The organism is Cytobacillus sp. Bva_UNVM-123 (assembly GCF_046351715.2).
Taxonomy (GTDB): domain Bacteria; phylum Bacillota; class Bacilli; order Bacillales; family Cytobacillaceae; genus Cytobacillus.
Map to the genome: position 1 here is coordinate 71,448 of NZ_CM177772.1, position 17,280 is coordinate 88,727.

Sequence of the window (17,280 nt, forward strand, 5' to 3'; positions counted from 1 at the left end):
TATGCACCCGCTTATTTTTTTCTGGGCAATTTCTGCAAAATATTTGCGTTGCTAGATCTAGAATAGTAGCTAAACTATAAAAGTAGGATGAAAACCTATATAATAATGTCCATAATGAGTAAATAATAGTCAGGCGTATTGGAAGGAGATGGGCTTGTTGTGCCCGAAATGCAATCGAAAGATATTTTTAAGGGAGCATTTATATTAACGATTGCTGCCCTTATAGTGAAAATATTAAGTGCTGTTTACCGAGTGCCATTTCAAAATATTGTTGGTGACGTCGGATTTTACATATATCAACAAGTATATCCTTTTTACGGGGTTGCCTTACTATTGTCAACACAGGGCTTCCCTGTTGTTATTTCTAAGCTGTATGCTGAGCAAGTAACTCGTAAGGATAAACAGGCTGTCGGAAATTTATTTATGATCGCAGCCATTATTTTAACGTTTATTGGCCTTCTAGGATTTTTGTTTTTGTATTTAGGAGCGGATTGGCTTGCAGCCAAAATGGATGATCCACAGCTTGCCTCGCTGTTAAAAGTCATTTCGATCGTATTTCTCATTTTCCCAATCGTTTCTTTGCTACGCGGTTATTTTCAAGGGAAGGGCAATATGGTTCCAACAGCAGTTTCACAAGTAGGGGAGCAGCTTTTTAGAGTGTTAACGATTTTTGTAGCAGCTATATTTCTTACGAGGCATGGTTATCATTTATATATAGTTGGTAGTGGAGCGGTATTTGGGGCAGTTGCTGGCGGAATTGTAGCTGTGCTTATTTTAACTTTGTTTTGGATGCGGAGAAAGACAGAGCCAACACCGTTTGTAAGCTTTGATTTTAAAGAGAGTGTGAGAATGACGAAAGCGATCCTCATTCAAGGCTTTGCTATTTGTGTAAGCAGTCTATTGCTTATCTTTATTCAAATGGCGGATTCATTAAATCTGTATTCTCTTCTTATCTCATCTAGTTATAGCACTTTAGATGCTAAAGTGATAAAAGGTATTTATGATCGAGGTCAGCCATTAATTCAGCTCGGTACAGTTGTCGCTACATCTATGTCATTAGCGCTTGTACCAATCATTACAAGAGAAAAAATAAACATGCAAGCTGAATTTATATACGAAAAAATTAGTTTGGCCCTTAGAATAGGCTTACTTATCGGTGTTGGTGCAACAATAGGATTATGGAGTATTATAAAACAAACGAATATTTTGCTATTTGAAAATAGTGACGGTTCAGATGTTCTTTCGGTGTTAAGTTTGTTGATATTATTAAGCTCCATCATTATTACGACGACAGGAATTCTTCAAGGACTTGGAATAATCCTTTTCCCTGCTAATATTATTCTCATCGGTTTTGGAGCAAAATATATGTTTAATATTATGCTTGTCCCTGCATTTGGCACGATGGGAGCTGCCATCGCATCATGTCTTTCCCTAAGTCTAATCATGCTCCTGCTATTATTGAGATTGCGAATCTATATGAAAAAATCTATTTTCGAAGTCCGTTTTTTGATGATAGTTGGAATTGCAGCTCTTTCAATGTTTATAGTATTAAAGGCATACTTATATATAACGGGTTTTATATTTACTTTCGGTCATGAGCGTTTGAATGCAGGTGTTCAGGCGTTAACTGCTGTAATGCTTGGTGGCTTCACCTATTTATTAATTGTATTAAAAGGTAACACGTTTAAAAATGAGGAAATTGCAATGCTGCCTTTTGGGAGTAAGCTAATGGTGCTCCTGCCAAAAAGGAATAGGAGATGGAATAACGATGAAGAAAATTAAAATTGTCGGTTTAGGAGCGGGAGATTCAGCTCAACTTCCCCTCGGTGTTTATCGGGCAATAAAAAATGCCAAATCACTCTTTTTACGGACAAAAGAGCATCCAGTCGTAAAGGAGTTAGAAGAAGAGGGACTGACATTCACATCCTTCGATGCGATTTATGAAAAACATGATCAATTTGAAGAAGTTTATGAAGAGATTTGTATATTTTTGCTTGAAGCTGCCTCAAATGAGGATATTACTTATGCAGTTCCTGGACATCCACTTGTTGCTGAGCGTACAGTCCAGCTATTGCTTGAACAGGCTACAGAACATAGTGTCTCAATTGAAATAGGAGGAGGGCAAAGCTTCCTTGACGGACTATTCCAATCGCTCAAAATTGATCCAATTGATGGTTTTCAGCTTCTTGATGGTACTGCATTAAAGAAAGAAGAAATAGAGCTTAAACATCATATTATTATTGGCCAAGTGTATGATCGGTTTATCGCCTCTGAAGTGAAGCTAACCTTAATGGAAATGCTTCCATATGATTATGACATTTATATTGTAACAGCTGCAGGTAGTAAGGAAGAGAGCATTCAACAAGTTCCATTATTTGAACTTGATCGTGAAATGGAGCTGAGTAATTTAACGTCCATTTATGTACCACCTGTTACAGATGAAACACTATTATATAAAAAGTTTGCGAAGCTTAGAGAAATTATTGCTGAATTACGAGGTCCAAATGGCTGTCCATGGGATAAGAAGCAAACACATGAAACACTTAAGAAATATTTAATTGAAGAAACATACGAGCTCATTGAGGCGATCAATGAAGACGATATTGACCATATGATTGAGGAACTTGGTGACGTCCTTCTACAAGTATTGCTACATGCACAAATTGGTGAGGATAACGGCTATTTTTCAATAGATGATGTGATAGAAGGGCTATCTCAAAAAATGATCCGTCGTCACCCACATGTGTTCGGTCATGTTAAAGCACATACGGAAGCGGATGTTTTGCGAAATTGGCAAGCGATTAAGCAAGAAGAAAAAGGAATGGTTGAAACATCGCTTCTTGATGGAATCGGCAAATCATTGCCAAATTTAATAGCAGCAGAAGAAATTCAGAAGAAAGCAGCAAAAGTTGGCTTTGATTGGAAGGAAGTTCAGCCAGCTTGGGAGAAAGTAAAAGAAGAGATTCGAGAATTTGAAATGGAAGCAGAGAAAAACAGTGACAAAATGATCATCGAATTCGGCGATATTCTTTTTGCTTTCGTCAATATTGCGCGCTTTTATAAAATTAATGCTGAAGAAGCGTTATTTCAAACGAATGAGAAATTTAAACGTCGTTTTTCTTACGTGGAAAAAAAGGTCAAGGAGAGCGGAAAGGATTTTGCTGACTTCCAATTAGAGCAGTTAGACGAATATTGGGAGGAAGCGAAGGAATTAGAGAGGAGAACAAAATGATGAGATTAGATAAATTTTTAAAGGTATCAAGATTAATAAAGAGAAGAACTCTTGCAAAAGAGGTTTCTGATCAAGGGAGAGTTACAGTGAATGGCCAGCAGGCAAAGGCAAGTACGACTGTTAAAGTCGGGGATGAACTTGTTATTCGATTTGGCCAAAAACTAGTGACAGTAAAGATTGATCGTCTTCAAGAAACGACGAGGAAAGAAGAAGCTGCAGAAATGTATACCGTTGTGAAAGAAGAGAAGGTCGAGGCAGAAGCATAAAAGGCTTGTTCTATTTCCTTGCATCCATTCATAAACATGTACAAAAAGCTTGTACTTTGTGATTGTGAGGGATGAAAGATGAGTCAATATTATGAGAAAAATCCAGCAAAATCGAATGTCCAGGAACATGATGTCATTATGCGCAGCAGAAGACTTTTGGATATTACTGGGGTTAAACAGGTTGAAAGCTTTGATAATGAGGAGTTTCTTTTAGATACGGTGATGGGCTTTCTTGCTATAAAAGGACAAAACTTGCAAATGAAAAATTTAGATGTCGATAAAGGGGTTGTCTCGATTAAAGGGAAAATTTTCGATCTCGTTTATCTCGATGACCAGCATGGAGATAAAGCTAAAGGCTTCTTTGGCAAGTTATTTCGATGAGCTTACCTACACAATTTATTACAATGCTAGCCATGATTGGTATGGGAATTGTATTCGGGGCAACACTTGATACGTATAACCGTTTTTTAAAGCGGGCAAAACGAAAACGTTGGATTGTGTTTATTAATGATATTCTCTTTTGGACTGTACAAGGATTAGCTATATTTTATGTTTTATTTTTAGTTAATCGCGGTGAATTAAGATTTTATATTTTTATTGCCCTTCTATGCGGTTTTGCAAGTTATCAAAGTTTATTTAAAGGGATATATATCCGCTTGCTTGAGATTATCATCTCGATGGTAATCTCTATTTATCGCTTTTTGTTGAAAATGTTCCATTATGTTCTTTATAAACCAATTCGTGGTATCATTATTTTTATAATTTCTTTCATCGTAATGGTCGGAAAGGGACTTTTTTCCCTTTTCAAAACCCTTCTAAAGACCGTAATATGGGTATTGAAGATTATTTTACTACCTGCCAAATGGATTAGTTTCCTAATATGGAAACTTTTGCCGAAAGGTCTTAAAAAAAGCGTCGAGAAATTATATAATAAAATAGCAGGATTATTAAGTCATGTAAAGAATTACTTATATCAGTTCATTAATCGATGGAAAAAAAATAAAAAGTAAGGAGGGATGCGAAGTGGGTGCTGTAAAAAAACGAAATATTACCCAATTGCAGACAAGCTATGTAAAGAAACAAGCTGAAGCTGAAATGAATGTAGGAAGAAAAAGAAAGCGACTATATAGAAGATTAACAGCCTTTTTTATTATTGCCGCTGCTATGTCCTTTTTTATGATCTCAACAATCCTTTCGCAAACCTCTACACTTGCAGATAAAGTAATAGAAAAAGAAAAATATACGAATCAATTAGCAAAGTTGCAACAAGAAGAAGCGATTTTAGAGGAAGAAATTATGAAGTTGAATGACGATGAATATATTGCGAAGCTCGCTCGGAAGGAATATTTCCTCTCTGAAAATAATGAAATTATTTTTAGTCTGCCAAATAAAAAGGAAAAAACTGAGAGTGAAGGAAAGTCATCTGACTAAACCTTATATTGAACTCTTTTTCTAAATTCGGTATACTATAGTATAAGTATGATTTTTTTATATCACTCAAGGAGGCAGTTTCTTTTTATGTCAATCGAAGTGGGCAGCAAGTTAGAGGGAAAGGTAACAGGAATTACAAATTTTGGAGCGTTTGTGGAGTTACCGGAAGGCTCAACAGGTCTGGTGCATATTAGTGAAGTCGCAGACAATTATGTAAAGGATATTAATGATCACTTGAAGGTCGGTGACATGGTCGAGGTCAAGGTCATTAATGTTGAAAAAGATGGAAAGATTGGTTTATCCATTAAAAAAGCAAAAGATCGACCTGAACGACCTGAGAGAACGGAAAGACCAGAGCGACCTGAAAGAGGCGAAAGAAGAGAGTCTAGAGGACATTCACAATCTCAACGTCCACGTCAAGGCAGAACGAATGATAATCGCCCTTCGAGAGAAAACTTTGAAGCTAAAATGGCTCGTTTCTTGAAGGATAGTGAAGATCGTCTGTCATCATTAAAACGCAATACTGAATCAAAACGTGGGGGAAGAGGCGCTAGACGAGGTTAACTTGCTGCTTTGTTGATTATATATATGAGCATGGTTTATCGTTGATTATTCCCATAGTAAAAAGACAAGTCTATTGATGGCTTGTCTTTTTTTGTTGTTGCAATAAAAAAACGGAAGCAAGTCGCTTCCGCATTTCAATATAGCGGCGGAGGGGATCGAACCCCCGACCTTACGGGTATGAACCGTACGCTCTAGCCAGCTGAGCTACACCGCCAAAATTATATTCGTAAAAGACGAATATGTGCTTCTATTTTATCGAGTCTGCTTGATAAAATCTATTGAATACCTTAGGCACAAATTCTATAATACAAAGCTTTAAAAGGAAAGTCAATGTATTTTAAATGTAAATATTTTGTTTCCTTTTTGAATTTAAGCAGGAAAACCGTCGAACGAAAAATAGTAGCTTGTCTCCTATTTTGACAAACTTCTAATTCTCCTAATTTTATAATGATCAGAACAATAAGGAATGGGGAGTTGAGTGAAAGTGGAAAAGCTAGAGGGTAATGTTATAGAACCGGTCGGAGAAGTTCGTTTTAATCAGCCAAAACTGGATGTCACAAAAGGGGTAAAAAAATTGCAATCTATGATGGAAGTCTTTTTTATACAAAAAGGCATCCTTCTATTATTGATTGGTTTTTTACTTGGGAGGGCCTTAATATTAGCAAAATTAACTCCTTTCAGTCTTCCATTTTTTGCAGCTGTTTATTTTAGTAGAAGAGATAAAGCTCCATTAGCCTTAATTGGTTTGATCGCTGGAGCAGCTACTTTAACGATTACAAATGCTTTCTCTGTATTTGGAACTGCTTTTTTATTTTTATTTGCTTTTCGAGTTGCAAAAAAATGGCTTAGTAATGAAATAAAGGCATTGCCTGTTTTTGTTTTTTTTACGCTAGCAGCAGGGAAAATATTAGAAAGCTTTATTTTAACAAATAAACTAACTCTTTATGATGGGATGATGGCTGGAGTTGAAGCAAGTCTTGGGTTTATTCTCACTCTTATTTTTCTTCAAAGCCTTCCACTTTTATCATACAGCAAACGCAGGCAAACATTAAAAACGGAGGAAATTGTTTGCTTAATTATTATGCTTGCCTCTGTTATGACTGGAACAATCGGATGGTCAGTGTATGACATTTCTGTTGAGCATGTGATGTCCCGCTATTTAGTCTTGCTTTTTGCTTTTATTGCCGGCGCGACCGTTGGGTCTACTGTTGGGGTAGTGACAGGGTTAATTTTTAGCCTTGCAAACGTATCAAGCTTCTACCATATGAGTTTACTTGCATTTGCTGGTCTTCTTGGTGGACTGTTAAAAGAAGGAAAAAAGATTGGTGTTGCCATCGGACTAATCATTGCAACTCTATTAATTGGTATGTATGGAGAAGGAGGAGGAAATCTCCTCAAAACAGTCATGGAATCGGCTGCAGCTATCCTCTTATTTTTGTTAACTCCACAGACATTACTATCAAAACTAGCAAAACATATTCCAGGAACACCTGAATATGTCCAAGAACAACAGCTATATATGCGAAAAATGCGGGACGTCACTGCTCAAAGGGTGGCGCAATTTTCGACTGTTTTTCAAGCACTATCAAAAAGCTTTTCTTCCTACGATGAACAAATTAGATGGGAGGAGGGCGAAGAGACTCGTGAATTTGATTATTTTTTAAGTAATGTTACTGAGAAAACATGTCAAATGTGTTTTAAGAAAGACCACTGTTGGGCAAGGAACTTTAATACAACTTATGACTATATGAAGGAAATCATGCATGAAATGGAAGATAATCAAGGAGTTTTATCGTTGAAACTAACGCGTAAATGGGAAAAACACTGCAACCAATCAAAGAAAGTGACCGAAGCTATTCGCCGGGAGCTCTCCTTTTACCATGCAAACCAAAAATTAAAAAAACAAGTACAAGAAAGTCGAAGATTAGTAGCGGATCAATTGCTCGGCGTTTCGGAGGTGATGGGTGACTTTGCAAAGGAAATTCAAAGAGAGCGGGAAAATCATCATAAACAGGAAGAGTTAATTTTAGAAGCGCTTCAAGACTTTGGAATTCACATTGAACAAGTAGAAATATATAGCTTAGAACAAAGAAATGTCGATATTGATATGACTATTCCTTATTGTCAAGGACATGGGGAGTGCGAAAAATTAATCGCCCCGATGCTCTCAGATATTCTTGGTGAAACGATAGTTGTCGATAAAGAAGAATGTTCAGTTTATCCAAACGGCTTCTGCCATGTCACCTTCCGTTCAGCAAAAGCTTACACGGTTGAAACAGGAGTTGCCCACGCAGCAAAGGATGGGGGTTTTTTATCTGGTGATAGCTTTTCGACGATAGAATTAGGAGGAGGAAAGTATGCAATTGCTATAAGTGATGGGATGGGCAACGGCGAACGGGCTCATGTAGAAAGCAAGGAAACCCTTCAGCTTTTACAAAAAATATTGCAATCAGGAATTAAGGAAAATATTGCGATTAAATCCGTCAATTCCGTATTATCGCTACGAACGACAGATGAAATCTTCTCAACTTTGGATTTAGTCATGATTGATTTGCAAAATGCCGGAGCTGAATTTCTAAAAATCGGGTCGACACCAAGCTTTATTAAGAGAAGTAATAAAGTGCTTAAAGTGGAAGCAAGTAATTTACCAATGGGCATTTTACATGATTTTGAAGTTGAAGTTGTAAGTGAACAGCTAAAGGCGGGCGATCTATTAATTATGATGAGTGACGGGGTGTTTGAAGGACCGAAGCATGTAGAAAACTTTGATATATGGATGAAGAGGAAAATAAGTGAATTAAAAACAGAGCATCCTCAGGAAATAGCAGATTTGATTATGGAAGAAGTTATTCGGTCAAGATCAGGTCTTATCGAGGATGATATGACTGTAGTTGTTTCGAAGATTATGCATAATACCCCAAAATGGTCGACCATACCTGTTCATAAATTTCTTCATAAGGCCAACTAACACAATCCATTAATTTAACCAAATAAACGAAAGAATATGTATAATTCCCCTCTTTAACGTCGAAAATGGTAATAACATTACGAAGCTGGAGGGGATTTTATATGAAGACAGGGACATTAAAGCAAATTTTATTAATAACCGATGGCTACTCAAACCAAGGTGAGGATCCAATTGCAATGGCGGCATTGGCAAAAGAGCAAGGAATTACGGTCAATGTCATTGGTGTGATGGAAAAAGACGCAATGGATGAAAAAAGCATGAACGAAATAGAAGGAATCGCTTTGTCAGGAGGTGGTGTCAGTGAAATTGTCTATGCGAGTCAGCTGGCACATACTGTACAGATGGTAACGAGAAAAGCGATGACTCAAACATTACAAGGGGTTATAAATCGAGAGCTTCAACAAATTCTCGGCACTTCCAAAACTGTTGAGGACCTTCCACCTGAAAAGCGTGGTGAAGTAATGGAGGTTGTAGATGAGCTAGGAGAAACGGCTAGTTTAGAAGTATTGATTTTAGTTGATACGAGTGCAAGTATGAAGCAAAAGCTTCCAACAGTTAAAGAAGCACTTCTTAATTTATCATTAAGCTTAAATGCCCGGGCAGGTGAGAATCGTTTCTCTGTCTTTGTATTTCCAGGGAAAAAGCAAGAGGTTGAAAAGCTCCTTGATTGGACACCTAATTTAGGAATGCTGACAAGCATATTTAGTAAATTAACGACTGGTGGCATTACCCCTACAGGACCTGCAATTCGAGAAGCTTTATCCTACTTTAATAAAAAAAGATCGTTAAGGAGTCTGCTTTCCCGTGATGATGAATCATACTTTGAAGAATCTATTTAAGGTAAATCCGGGTACAGTAATTGAAGGAAAATGGCATGGCAATCGATACACAATTATAAGAGAACTTGGCTTTGGGGCAAACGGAATTGTATATTTAGCTCAATTAGGCAATAAATATGTGGCATTGAAAATGAGTGAAAATGGGATGAATATAACTTCAGAGGTGAATGTCCTCAAATCCTTTGCGAAGGTCCAAGGCGATTGCCTCGGACCTTCTTTGCTTGATGTCGATGATTGGCTTCAAAAGGGGAGAATGACTTCCTTTTATGCTATGGAGTATATACAAGGTCCTGATTTATTGACATTCATTGAACAAAAAGGTTCATCTTGGATAGAAGTTCTTATTTTGCAGCTTTTAAGTGATTTGCAACAGCTCCATGAAAATGGTTGGGTATTCGGGGATCTTAAGCCAGACAATCTTATCGTCACAGGCCCGCCACCGCGAGTCCGTTGTATAGATGTAGGAGGAACGACGATTCAAGGAAGAGCAATAAAAGAGTTTACAGAATTTTTTGATCGAGGATATTGGGGGCTTGGGACAAGAAAAGCGGAAGTAAGCTATGATTTATTTGCTGTTGCGATGATAGTCATTAATATTGCTTATCCGAAGCGCTTTAGCAAGACATCCGGCGACTATCAGCAGCTCGAGCTTATGGTTCGGCAAAAAAATCAACTTCGAAAATATGAACCAGTCATTTTACGGGCACTAAAGGGGAAGTATGGGTCAGCGAAAGAAATGCGAGACTCCTTGCTTATGCTTACAATGAATGAACCTGACAAAAAAAAACCACAGTCATCTTTCCATGCAAATAATGCAGGGAAAAAGGGAACAAAACTAAGTCGAAGAACGTATGTTAAGAGGAAAAAAAGATGGGGAGTATTAGAAACAAGTTTCATTGTTGTCGTCATTACCTTCCTTTATATGTTGTATATTTATGGTCAAATTCAGTAAATCTCGCTCTGAAGGTTTTAACTGGTTATTTAATAGGCGAGAAGTGATATGCCCCCAAAAATTCCGTTTCATCTTTGGTATAGTGAGATTAATCATGGTATGATCTAATTAATAAATGAATTATCTGAAGGAAGAAGCGAGAAGCATGCTAGATGATAAAGTTCGAGTATTTTTGAAACAAAAAGGGATAAAATTAAATCAATTAAAGCTATTAGTCGGCGTGTCTGGAGGTCCTGATTCATTAGCGCTTCTTCATTATTTATGGTGCAAGAGTCAAGAAAATCATCTTTCTATTATTGCTGTTCATGTTGATCATATGTTTAGAGGTGAGGAATCTTTCGCTGAGTCGCAGTTTGTAAAGGAATTTTGTAGGGAAAAAGATATCCCTTTCGAAATGACGCAGATAGACGTCCCTGCATATATCAAAGAGTCGGGGAAAAGTGTACAGGTTGCCTCAAGAGAATGTAGATATGCTTTTTTTGAGGAAATGATGGTTAAATATAATGCTGACTTTCTTGCTTTAGGTCACCATGGAGATGATCAAGTCGAAACGATTCTCATGAGATTAACGAGAGGAAGCTCAGGAGATGCTAGAGGTGGAATCTCATTCATGAGACCGTTTGGCAAGGGAAAAATTATTCGTCCATTTCTATGTGTAAGTAGACAGGAAATTGAAGATTATTGCATTGCTGAAGGGCTTGAACCGAGAAGAGATCCGAGTAATGAAAAGGGAATATACAGTCGCAATCGTTTTCGGAAGGAAATTATGCCCTTTTTAAAAAAAGAAAATCCCCAAGTTCATGAGCATTTCCAACGGTTTAGCGAGGAAATTAAGGATGATGAGGCCTTTTTACTTGAATTGACAGTCGAAAAAATGAATATGGTAATAGAGAAGAAAAGTGCTGAGGAAATCGTATTAAATATTAATGGTTTTCTTGTAATTCCAATGCCTTTACAAAGGAGAGGTATTCAACTAATATTAAACTATCTTTATAAGAAAAAACCTTCTTCTTTATCTGTTTTACATATTGAGCATTTAATTTCGTTAATGAATAGTCCTCACCCATCTGGTTCGTTAAATTTCCCAAACGGTTTAAATATTGTACGTTCATATGAGAAATGTTCTTTCTTTTTTCATCGTCAAGCTGTACAGACCTACCGTTTTGAGTTGGCTAAACAAGGAAAAATCGAGCTGCAAAACGGGTGGACAATGATTATGGAGTTTACGAATAGCTCTAATTATCGTTCCTCTGCTCATACTCTTCTCTTAAATCGTGAGGAGGTTAGTCTTCCTCTTGTAATTAGAACGAGGCAAGAAGGAGATCGCATGTCATTGCAAGGAATGGAAGGAACGAAAAAGGTGAAAGATATTTTTATTGATAGGAAGGTACCTTTGCTTGAGCGAAAGGAATGGCCAATTGTCACTGATAGCAAGGGTCAAATTCTTTGGGTGCCTGGGCTGAAAAAGTTTAATCATACAGTTAGGCAAAAGTCTAACTCAAGCTATATTTTGTTAACGTACATAAAGAGCAATGATCTTCTAGGGGGCACACTAAATGAAAAATGATATTAAAGAAATTTTGATAAGCGAAGAGGAAATCCAAGAAAAAATTAAAACCCTTGCCGCTGAGCTCACAGAGGAATATAAAGAACGTTTTCCGCTTGTGATCGGAGTATTAAAAGGGGCAATGCCATTTATGAGCGATTTATTGAAACGAGTCGATACTTATCTAGAAATGGATTTCATGGATGTTTCAAGCTATGGTAGCTCAACAGTTTCATCAGGAGAAGTTAAAATTGTTAAGGACCTTGACACTTCTGTTGAAGGAAGAGATATTTTAATTATTGAAGATATTATTGATAGTGGCTTAACTTTAAGCTATTTAGTGGAATTATTCCGCTATCGAAAAGCAAAGTCCATCAAAATTGTGACTTTACTGGATAAGCCGACAGGTCGGAAGGCAAAAATTAGCGCTGATTATGTAGGTTTTATCGTCCCTGATGAATTCGTAGTTGGTTATGGCCTTGATTACGCAGAAAAGTATCGTAATCTCCCTTATATTGGGGTTCTTAAGCCAGAGGTTTATAGCAATAAGGAATAACCGAAAAGCTTCTTTATGAATAATCTGTGGAAGGGCTATATTTATCGCATCCAATACAATTGTTTTAAAAAGTGTAAATCCTTGAACTAGCACGATTTCCTGTGCTACTATACATTATAGTTTGTTGACAGTGGGAGGAGGTAAGGGATGAATCGGATCTTCCGTAATACCATCTTTTATTTATTAATATTTTTAGTAATAATCGGTGTTGTCAGCTTTTTTAATGGCAACAATGAACCGACGGAACAAATTTCATACAATGAATTTGTTGGTTATTTAGAAAAAGGTGAAGTTAAATCTGTTTCTTTACAGCCTGAAAGAGGCGTTTATGAAGTTCGTGGCCAGCTTAAAAGCTACGATGAAGGTAAGTTTTTTATAACTTACATTATGAATAGTGATAAGATTATTGATCGTATTGATCATGCAGCTCTGCAAAAGTCGATAGTTAAGATTGAACCTGCTAAAGAAACAAGCGGGTGGGTTACGTTCTTTACGTCAATCATTCCGTTTATCATTATTTTATTCTTGTTCTTCTTCTTAATGAATCAAGCACAAGGCGGTGGTGGCCGTGTAATGAATTTCGGTAAGAGTAAAGCTAAGCTTTATGACGAAAGTAAAAAGAAAGTTCGTTTTAAAGATGTAGCAGGTGCTGATGAAGAGAAACAAGAGCTTGTGGAAGTTGTTGAATTCTTAAAGGACCCAAGAAAGTTTTCGGAGTTAGGAGCAAGAATTCCGAAAGGTGTTTTATTAGTAGGTCCTCCAGGAACTGGTAAAACATTGTTAGCACGCGCTGCTGCTGGTGAAGCTGGGGTACCATTCTTCTCTATTAGTGGTTCGGATTTTGTTGAAATGTTTGTCGGTGTTGGGGCATCTCGTGTTCGTGATTTATTTGAAAATGCGAAGAAGAATGCACCTTGTATTATTTTCATCGATGAAATTGATGCTGTTGGACGTCAGCGTGGTGCTGGATTAGGTGGCGGCCACGATGAGCGTGAACAAACACTAAACCAATTGCTAGTTGAAATGGATGGATTCGGTGCTAATGAAGGGATTATCATTATAGCTGCAACAAACCGTCCAGATATTCTTGACCCTGCGTTATTACGCCCGGGACGTTTTGACCGTCAAATTACAGTTGATCGCCCAGATGTAATTGGCCGTGAGGCTGTACTTAAAGTACATGCTCGTAATAAGCCTTTAGATGAAAGTGTTAACTTAAAAGCCATTGCTCAGCGTACACCAGGTTTCTCTGGCGCTGATTTAGAAAACTTATTGAATGAGGCAGCTCTAGTAGCAGCCCGTAGAGATAAGAAAAAGATTGATATGGAAGATTTAGATGAGGCTTCAGACCGCGTTATTGCTGGCCCTGCGAAGAAAAGCCGCGTCATTTCTAAGAAGGAAAGAAATATTGTTGCTTTCCATGAAGCTGGTCATACCGTTATCGGTGCCGTTCTGGAAGATGCCGAAATGGTGCATAAGGTAACCATCGTTCCTCGTGGCCAAGCGGGAGGATATGCCGTCATGCTTCCGAAAGAAGACAGATTCTTCATGACAAAGCCAGAGCTTCTTGACAAAATTGTTGGTTTGCTTGGTGGACGTGTAGCGGAAGAAGTTGTTTTCGGGGAAGTAAGTACTGGTGCACATAATGACTTCCAACGGGCAACTGGAATTGCTCGAAGAATGGTAACTGAATTTGGAATGAGTGATAAACTCGGCCCATTACAATTTGGTCAGTCACAAGGTGGTCAAGTGTTCCTTGGAAGGGATTTCAATAATGATCAGAATTATTCTGACGCCATTGCTTATGAGATTGACTTAGAAATTCAACGCATTATTAAAGAATGCTATGAAAAAGCAAAAACCGTTCTTACTGAAAATCGCGACAAACTTGATTTGATTGCAAACACACTTCTTGAAATAGAAACTTTAGATGCAGAGCAAATTAAGAACTTAATGGAGCATGGCAAATTGCCAGATCGCCCAACTGCTAAAGAAAAATCTTCTGATGAAGTAAAAGTAAATATTAACATTAAAAAAGAAGATGAAGAAAGTGTAAGTGGAGATATTCCTGAAGCAAGAGAGAATTCAACTCCTGCTGAGGAAGTAAACCCGCCGGCAATTGATGAAGAACGTAAGGAATAAGATAAAACGATTATAAAAGCGCTCATATTTGAGCGCTTTTTTGTATCGCGTTTTCCGATTATACGATCGCTAGCGAGATATGTTATGATATTTTTTAGGCCAAACAATATCGTTCACAATGAAACTTAAAGACAAAGTGGTGAGAAGATTGATTTTTGTTTTTGATATTGGAAATACAAATATGGTATTAGGTGTTTATGATGGTGATAAGCTTAAGCACCATTGGAGAATTGAGACAAACCGCAATAAAACAGAAGATGAATATGGCATGTTAATTAAATCTTTATTCGAACATGTGAATCTCTCATTTTCTGATATAAATGGGCTGATTATTTCTTCTGTCGTACCGCCGATTATGACCGCACTTGAGAGAATGTGCGATAAATATTTCCATATTAAGCCTTTAATTGTTGGACCTGGAATAAAGACGGGGCTGAATATAAAGTATGAAAACCCTAGAGAGGTTGGCGCTGATAGAATTGTAAATGCAATTGCAGCCATCCATGATTACGGGAGTCCGTTAATTATTGTAGATTTTGGAACAGCAACAACGTATTGTTATGTGAATGAGAAGAAACAATATATGGGTGGTGCAATAGCTCCTGGAATTGGAATTTCCACTGAAGCGTTATATTCAAAAGCTGCTAAGCTGCCAAGAATCGAAATAGCACGTCCAGATAATATTATTGGCAAAAACACAGTTGCAGCTATGCAAGCAGGAATATTATATGGGTATGTTGGCCAAGTAGAGGGTATTGTAAAAAGGATGAAAGCACAAGCAAATGAAAATCCAATGGTTATTGCGACTGGAGGACTAGCAAGCTTGATCGCAAAGGAATCAAACGTTGTTGACGTTGTTGATCCGTTTTTGACTTTGAAAGGTTTACAGCTTATTTATAAACGGAATACAGAAGAATAAATGTAATAAATAATTGGACGATGGAAGGAGTTTATGAATGAACGATTATTTAGTAAAAGCACTCGCGTTTGATGGACAAATACGTGCATATGCGGTTCGTACAACGGAAACGGTTGGCGAAGCCCAAAAAAAACATCACACATGGCCGACTGCTTCTGCAACACTTGGAAGATCCATGTCCGCTGCAGTTATGATGGGTGCGATGTTAAAAGGTGAAGAAAAGCTTACAGTCAAAATTGAGGGCGGTGGCCCGATAGGAGCCATATTAGTTGATAGTAATGCAAAGGGTGAAGTAAGAGGCTACGTGACAAATCCGCAAACTCACTTTGATTTAAATGAGCAAGGAAAGCTTGATGTAAGACGTGCGGTAGGAACAGATGGAACATTAACGGTTGTGAAAGATATAGGGATGAGAGACCATTTTACAGGACAGGTTCCAATCGTATCAGGTGAGTTAGGAGAGGACTTTACTTATTATTTTGTCACCTCTGAACAAACACCAGCTTCAGTTGGTGTTGGCGTCCTCGTAAATCCTGATAACTCAATACTAGCAGCTGGAGGATTTATTTTACAGTTAATGCCTGGTACAGATGATGAAGTGATTACAGAAATTGAAAATAGATTAGGGAAAATCCCGCCTGTCTCTAAATTGATACAAGATGGATTAACACCTGAAGAGTTATTGCAGGAGTTACTAGGAAAAGATAATGTAAAAATATTAGAAAGGCTGCCTGTTGCTTTTACATGCACTTGCTCAAAGGAACGGTTTGCTAATGCGATCGTAAGTCTTGGGGCGGAGGAAATTCAGGATATGATTGATACGGATGGGAAAGCAGAGGCGCAATGTCATTTCTGCAACGAATTTTACCGATACACGAAAGAAGAGCTTGAGGAATTAAAACAAGCTGCAAAGTAGAGGGGAGCCTATTTTGAAAAAAGATAAGCTTTTAATCATTATTGCCGGTCTGATTCTATTAAATATTTTAACGATTGCCTTCTTCTTAACAAAAGGAAATACGGGAAATAGTGAGACGGTTGCAACAGTAGGGAAAGAAAAGATTACGAGGCAGGACTGGCTCAATGAGATGGAGTCAAGGTATGGGAAAGAAGTTTTAAGTGAGCTAGTGGATCAAAAAGTAATTGAAACGTCGGGGAAAAAATATGGAATAAAAATCTCGAATAAAGCAGTTGAACGAGAGTTAAAAATGATCAAGACGATGTATGGTAGTGCGGGTGGCTATCAATTAGCTGATGAAGAAAAATGGCTGGCGCAAATAAAAAATAGTTTAATTTTAGAGGAATTACTTACGAAAGATGCAAATGTTTCTGAGCAAGAAATTAAAAGCTATTATGAACAAAATAAAAGCCAATTTATTTTGCCTGATTCTTATCATATTTCCCAAATCGTTGTGAAAACAAAAAAAGAAGCAGAGCAAACAGTAAAGGAATTAGAGCAAGGGTCTAATTTTTCCGTTTTAGCAATGGAGCGCTCTATCGATGAGTTTACAGCCCATCAAGGCGGAGACGCAGGGTACATAAACGAAAAAAGTGAGCATTACTCTGAAGAAGTTTTCAAACAAATTAAGAAACTAAAACAAGGTAAATGGAGTGGCCCAATCAAGTTCGGAGATGACTATGTAATTATAATGCTTCACGAATTTGTCAAAGGTAAAGAATATTCCTTTAAAGAAGTAAAGGATCAAATTCGTCGTCAAATTGCTTTAGCACAAATGGATACACCAGTCTCAGCTAAGTCACTTTGGAACGAAGCAGATGTTGATTGGTTTTATGGAAAGACAGAAGCACAATAAGAAAAGCGCAAGCGCCTTGGTCAGCGACGTACGAACTGGACTGACCCTGACGAG

The 17,280-nt window shown here is 37.6% G+C and carries 16 protein-coding genes and 1 tRNA gene; 16 read left to right on the forward strand and 1 reads right to left on the reverse strand.

Annotated elements, in window-relative coordinates:
* Positions 1–168: 168 nt before the first annotated feature.
* The 7 genes from KDN24_RS00355 (at position 169) to KDN24_RS00385 (ending at position 5,493) form a co-directional block, all read left to right on the forward strand.
* On the forward strand, positions 169–1,782 hold the full coding sequence (locus tag KDN24_RS00355; protein WP_409970782.1) for a putative polysaccharide biosynthesis protein: 1,614 nt from the start codon (positions 169–171) through the stop codon (positions 1,780–1,782).
* The gene (gene yabN / locus KDN24_RS00360) at positions 1,769–3,232 is read left to right on the forward strand and encodes a bifunctional methyltransferase/pyrophosphohydrolase YabN (RefSeq protein ID WP_409970748.1); all 1,464 of its coding nucleotides are present in this window, start codon (positions 1,769–1,771) and stop codon (positions 3,230–3,232) included. The genes KDN24_RS00355 and yabN overlap by 14 nt, the downstream gene beginning before the upstream one ends.
* Positions 3,232–3,498, forward strand: coding sequence for an RNA-binding S4 domain-containing protein (locus KDN24_RS00365; RefSeq protein ID WP_409970747.1), 267 nt, complete (start codon positions 3,232–3,234; stop codon positions 3,496–3,498). Before yabN ends, KDN24_RS00365 begins: the two co-directional genes overlap by 1 nt.
* A 78-nt stretch (positions 3,499–3,576) precedes the next feature.
* Positions 3,577–3,879, forward strand: coding sequence for a sporulation protein YabP (gene yabP, locus KDN24_RS00370; protein ID WP_409970746.1), 303 nt, complete (start codon positions 3,577–3,579; stop codon positions 3,877–3,879).
* Positions 3,876–4,508, forward strand: a complete 633-nt coding sequence (yabQ, locus tag KDN24_RS00375; protein ID WP_409970745.1) for a spore cortex biosynthesis protein YabQ — start codon at positions 3,876–3,878, stop codon at positions 4,506–4,508. The genes yabP and yabQ overlap by 4 nt, the downstream gene beginning before the upstream one ends.
* A 13-nt stretch (positions 4,509–4,521) precedes the next feature.
* Positions 4,522–4,929, forward strand: coding sequence for an FtsB family cell division protein (locus tag KDN24_RS00380; protein ID WP_409970744.1), 408 nt, complete (start codon positions 4,522–4,524; stop codon positions 4,927–4,929).
* A gap of 87 nt (positions 4,930–5,016) precedes the next feature.
* Positions 5,017–5,493 (forward strand): S1 domain-containing RNA-binding protein, encoded by a 477-nt coding sequence (locus KDN24_RS00385; protein ID WP_409970743.1) that lies wholly within the window; start codon positions 5,017–5,019, stop codon positions 5,491–5,493.
* A 140-nt stretch (positions 5,494–5,633) separates the two neighbouring features.
* Here the strand turns inward: KDN24_RS00385 and KDN24_RS00390 are convergent.
* Positions 5,634–5,707: transfer RNA gene (locus KDN24_RS00390), tRNA-Met, on the reverse strand.
* 270 nt (positions 5,708–5,977) lie between these two features.
* Here KDN24_RS00390 and spoIIE point away from each other — a divergent pair.
* The 9 genes from spoIIE to KDN24_RS00435 all read left to right on the forward strand — a co-directional run bounded on the left by spoIIE (position 5,978) and on the right by KDN24_RS00435 (position 17,226).
* Positions 5,978–8,461 (forward strand): stage II sporulation protein E, encoded by a 2,484-nt coding sequence (spoIIE, locus tag KDN24_RS00395; RefSeq protein WP_409970742.1) that lies wholly within the window; start codon positions 5,978–5,980, stop codon positions 8,459–8,461.
* Between the two features lie 101 nt (positions 8,462–8,562).
* Positions 8,563–9,300, forward strand: coding sequence for a vWA domain-containing protein (locus tag KDN24_RS00400; RefSeq protein WP_409970741.1), 738 nt, complete (start codon positions 8,563–8,565; stop codon positions 9,298–9,300).
* Positions 9,269–10,252, forward strand: coding sequence for a serine/threonine protein kinase PrkT (gene prkT, locus KDN24_RS00405; protein WP_409970781.1), 984 nt, complete (start codon positions 9,269–9,271; stop codon positions 10,250–10,252). The genes KDN24_RS00400 and prkT overlap by 32 nt, the downstream gene beginning before the upstream one ends.
* Before the next feature lie 145 nt (positions 10,253–10,397).
* Positions 10,398–11,819, forward strand: coding sequence for a tRNA lysidine(34) synthetase TilS (gene tilS / locus KDN24_RS00410; RefSeq protein WP_409970740.1), 1,422 nt, complete (start codon positions 10,398–10,400; stop codon positions 11,817–11,819).
* Complete coding sequence (hpt, locus tag KDN24_RS00415; RefSeq protein ID WP_409970739.1) at positions 11,809–12,354, forward strand: hypoxanthine phosphoribosyltransferase; 546 nt, start codon at positions 11,809–11,811, stop codon at positions 12,352–12,354. Before tilS ends, hpt begins: the two co-directional genes overlap by 11 nt.
* Positions 12,355–12,501: 147 nt before the next feature.
* Positions 12,502–14,496, forward strand: a complete 1,995-nt coding sequence (ftsH, locus tag KDN24_RS00420) for an ATP-dependent zinc metalloprotease FtsH (RefSeq protein ID WP_491348249.1) — start codon at positions 12,502–12,504, stop codon at positions 14,494–14,496.
* 148 nt (positions 14,497–14,644) lie between these two features.
* The gene (locus KDN24_RS00425) at positions 14,645–15,415 is read left to right on the forward strand and encodes a type III pantothenate kinase (protein ID WP_525931266.1); all 771 of its coding nucleotides are present in this window, start codon (positions 14,645–14,647) and stop codon (positions 15,413–15,415) included.
* Positions 15,416–15,452: 37 nt separating this feature from the next.
* Positions 15,453–16,331, forward strand: coding sequence for an Hsp33 family molecular chaperone HslO (gene hslO / locus KDN24_RS00430; protein WP_409970736.1), 879 nt, complete (start codon positions 15,453–15,455; stop codon positions 16,329–16,331).
* A gap of 13 nt (positions 16,332–16,344) precedes the next feature.
* Entirely contained in the window at positions 16,345–17,226 is an 882-nt protein-coding gene (locus KDN24_RS00435) for a peptidyl-prolyl cis-trans isomerase (RefSeq protein ID WP_491348250.1), read from the forward strand.
* The last annotated feature ends 54 nt before the right edge of the window (positions 17,227–17,280 follow it).

Excerpts from the sequence above, each read along its gene's own strand:
- KDN24_RS00355 (WP_409970782.1), top strand. The coding sequence starts at position 169 with ATGCAATCGAAAGATATTTTTAAGGGAGCATTTATATTAACGATTGCT.
- yabN (WP_409970748.1), top strand. The coding sequence starts at position 1,769 with ATGAAGAAAATTAAAATTGTCGGTTTAGGAGCGGGAGATTCAGCTCAA.
- KDN24_RS00365 (WP_409970747.1), top strand. The coding sequence starts at position 3,232 with ATGAGATTAGATAAATTTTTAAAGGTATCAAGATTAATAAAGAGAAGA.
- yabP (WP_409970746.1), top strand. The coding sequence starts at position 3,577 with ATGAGTCAATATTATGAGAAAAATCCAGCAAAATCGAATGTCCAGGAA.
- yabQ (WP_409970745.1), top strand. The coding sequence starts at position 3,876 with ATGAGCTTACCTACACAATTTATTACAATGCTAGCCATGATTGGTATG.
- KDN24_RS00385 (WP_409970743.1), top strand. The coding sequence starts at position 5,017 with ATGTCAATCGAAGTGGGCAGCAAGTTAGAGGGAAAGGTAACAGGAATT.
- KDN24_RS00400 (WP_409970741.1), top strand. The coding sequence starts at position 8,563 with ATGAAGACAGGGACATTAAAGCAAATTTTATTAATAACCGATGGCTAC.
- prkT (WP_409970781.1), top strand. The coding sequence starts at position 9,269 with ATGATGAATCATACTTTGAAGAATCTATTTAAGGTAAATCCGGGTACA.
- tilS (WP_409970740.1), top strand. The coding sequence starts at position 10,398 with ATGCTAGATGATAAAGTTCGAGTATTTTTGAAACAAAAAGGGATAAAA.
- hpt (WP_409970739.1), top strand. The coding sequence starts at position 11,809 with ATGAAAAATGATATTAAAGAAATTTTGATAAGCGAAGAGGAAATCCAA.
- ftsH (WP_491348249.1), top strand. The coding sequence starts at position 12,502 with ATGAATCGGATCTTCCGTAATACCATCTTTTATTTATTAATATTTTTA.
- hslO (WP_409970736.1), top strand. The coding sequence starts at position 15,453 with ATGAACGATTATTTAGTAAAAGCACTCGCGTTTGATGGACAAATACGT.